The organism is Streptomyces sp. UH6 (assembly GCF_013421635.1).
In the GTDB taxonomy this organism is placed as follows: domain Bacteria; phylum Actinomycetota; class Actinomycetes; order Streptomycetales; family Streptomycetaceae; genus Streptomyces; species Streptomyces abyssomicinicus.
Map to the genome: position 1 here is coordinate 1 of NZ_JACADT010000968.1, position 2,140 is coordinate 2,140.

Here is a 2,140-nt window from a genome sequence, read left to right on the forward strand (position 1 = left end):
GGCGCGGGCGCGGGCGGCATCCCGGAGTACGACGGGGGCGGCGGGACGGGCCCCGGAGGCGGGGGCCAGGCCGCCGACCCCGCCCGGAGGCTGGCCCACTCGGCCAGCTTCTCGTCGGTCAGCCCGAACGCCTGGAGCTGGATCCCGCCCCAGGTCTCCTCACCGGTCACCTGGCCCTCCACGGTGGCGCCCATCCCCAGCGGCACCGCCACGAACTGACGGACCGTGCCGTGCCCGGAGTTGATGCCGTCCAGCCAGGGCTGGTCCGGCAGCGGCAGATAGTTCTGCGGCTCCGAGGAGAGCCGGCCGCTCCACGGCTTCCCGGAGACCGCGCACACCTTGCCCACCCCGACCTGGAGCGCCGCCGGACGCGACGTGCCTCCGAAGTGCAGCCACATCGCCTCACGGAGGTACACCGGCAGCATCACACCGCCGCGCGCCAGCCACTCGGCCGGCACCGTGCCGGGGAAGTCCTCCACCCGGCGCAACGGGAACGAGCCGAGCCCCGGGGGCAGTGCGTGGGTGCCCGTCTCGGGCAGGCGCAGGGTCCGTATGAACCGCACCCGCACCCCGCCCGGCAGCGTCAGGCCGTCCCCGTCGATCCGTACCGCGCCCGTCCCGCCCATGCCACGCTCCCCTCGTCCGGGCCCGCAGGCGGGGCCCGTCAGGAAGTACGCCTCAGGACCGCGCCCGGTTCCGCCGGCGCCTGCGCCTGGGGATGCGCAGTTTGCGGCGCAGCTCCTCCAGCCGCCGCTTGCGCTCCCGCTGGAGGCGGGTGTTGCGGTCCAGCTCCTCCAGCAGACGGCGGGAGCGGTGGTCGGTGTCCAGTTCGTCGAGGATGCGGGTGATCTCGGTGAGGAAGGCGCCCACCAGCTGCCAGTCCTTGGGATCGTCCCGCACGCGCTCCAGCAGGATGTGGGCCAGCCGGTCCCGGGTGGCCGACGCCTGCGCCAGCTCGGCCGCCAGCCGCTCCTCCGCCTCTTCGGCGCTGGCGCTGACGTCGGAGATCACCATCACCCCGAAGCTCACCACCGCGTCACCGACCTCGGCGAGCAGCTCCTCGACCACCGGGCCCGCCTCGGGGACGAAGAGCGGGTCCGGGTCACGCCGCTTGGCCAGGTCGGTGAAGCTGCGGGCGATGACCCGCAGCACCACCGTGCAGATCTCCAGGGTGTCCAGCCCGGTCCGCAGCACGACCCGGTGCAGCAGACCCTCCCGGACCCTCGGATTGAGGCGCAGGCTGTCCTCGGCCTGCCGCAGTGCCGCGTCGACGCCGGCGATGTGCTGGTCCAGGGCGCGCGCCTCGTGGAGCCGGGCCGTGGCGTTCGGCACCGGCGTGTGCCCCGACGCCTCCTCGCCCATCCGCAGCATCAGCTGCCGCATTCGCCGCGACAGGTCCGTCAGCGACTCCGCGGCCACGTCCACCCAGACCGGGGGGACGAAGAGGAAGTTGAAGGAGAGTCCGACGACCGCGCCGATCAGCGTCTCGACGATCCGCGCCCACGCCGTGTCGCCCACCGTGGTCACGCCCAGCACCAGCATGGCGCTGATCGCCACCTCGGGCAGGAAGTCCCCGGTGCGTGCCAGCCGTCCGATCACCAGCGACGCCAGGATGATCAGCGCCAGACTCCACCAGGACAGGCCGACCACCCGGGTGAAGACGATGGCGATGAGCACGCCCGCCACGACCGCGTTCACCCGCTCGATGCCGGTGGTGAGCGTCGAGTACAGGGTCACCTGCACGACCAGCAGCGCGGTCAGCGGCGCTGTCAGCGGCACCGCCTCGGGGCTCAGATGGAGCGCGATGACGTAGGAGATCGTCGCGGCCGCCGTCGCCCGCAAGGTGTGGACGACGTCCGGATCCCTCTTCCACCTCCGGTACCTCGTGACCAGCGCTGCCTTCACACCTCGTACGTCCCGCATGCCCCGCGCCTTCCCGCTGACAGGCGCCCCCAACACGTGTGTTCCGCCAGGTGGCGCCCTGTGCGGTCCATGGTCGCGGCCCGGGCCGTGGATCCGTTCCACGACACGGGCCGCGAGGGCGCCGGTCCGGGCCGCCCGGGTGAGGGGACGTCAGCCGGCGGGCTCCTCGGGGACCGGATGCTCGGGGTTGGGGCTGCCGCCGTGCGGGGCTCCCCGG

Annotated in this window: 1 protein-coding gene and 1 pseudogene; both read right to left on the reverse strand. The window is 73.5% G+C overall.

Features of this window, described 5'->3' with window-relative positions:
* Positions 1 to 626, reverse strand: a pseudogene (locus HW445_RS28120) (hypothetical protein); the annotation flags it as partial.
* A gap of 52 nt (positions 627 to 678) precedes the next feature.
* Positions 679 to 1,923 (reverse strand): aromatic acid exporter family protein, encoded by a 1,245-nt coding sequence (locus tag HW445_RS28125; RefSeq protein WP_180223673.1) that lies wholly within the window; start codon positions 1,921 to 1,923, stop codon positions 679 to 681.
* Positions 1,924 to 2,140 lie beyond the last annotated feature (217 nt).

Bases quoted from the DNA above. Each gene is read 5' to 3' on its own strand.
- HW445_RS28125 (WP_180223673.1), bottom strand. From the start codon at position 1,923: ATGCGGGACGTACGAGGTGTGAAGGCAGCGCTGGTCACGAGGTACCGG.